Consider the following 596-nt stretch of genomic DNA (forward strand, 5'->3'; position numbering starts at 1 on the left):
TAACAGTATTTAATGACCTGATATAAATGAAATTATCTTCCATTTTACCTGAGGTGAAAATTTAACTTTATCGTGTTCTTGAACCCATATCTTGATCCTCTACTGCACCTTCGATTTGAATCGAGAGTTCATCGATTAACTTAACCGTTCCCAAATGATCGAAATAATAAAAAGCGTAGAGCTTGAATTTAGCTCGACTACCATCGTTCTTGGTAATCTCGACAGTGTGTATCTCTGAGACAGTCCCATCAGCATCAACGTTTACATCTTCAAACACAATATCCATTCTAGTCAGCTGTTCGGTTAAAACGGACGCATGTTGAATAAATTCATCATATGTGTTTTTGTCATCACCAAATTTCTGAACGAAACTTTCAGATATCATCGATTTTAGGTGAGACTTATCACGATCAATAAACGCTTTAAATGTTTCCTCCAAAAATTTGTTCGCCTGAATATTCGACTGGTCTTCAAACTGCACTGTTAGAGTTGGTGACATATCTTGTTCTATCACCGACTCTGCACTAGCAAAGCCAGAAGTAAATAACAAAGATAACAAGATTTTTGAGTAATTTACTCTATTTAAAATATTAACC

The 596-nt window shown here is 35.1% G+C and carries 1 protein-coding gene; it reads right to left on the reverse strand.

Annotation, left to right across the window (positions count from 1 at the left end; genetic code table 11):
* Positions 1-67 precede the first annotated feature (67 nt).
* Positions 68-596, reverse strand: a 529-nt coding sequence (locus BCT81_RS04195; RefSeq protein WP_241908154.1) for a hypothetical protein, incomplete at its 5' end; no start/stop codon positions are given.

It is taken from the genome of Vibrio sp. 10N.261.52.A1 (genome assembly GCF_002876325.1).
Classification (GTDB): Bacteria; Pseudomonadota; Gammaproteobacteria; order Enterobacterales; family Vibrionaceae; genus Vibrio; species Vibrio chagasii.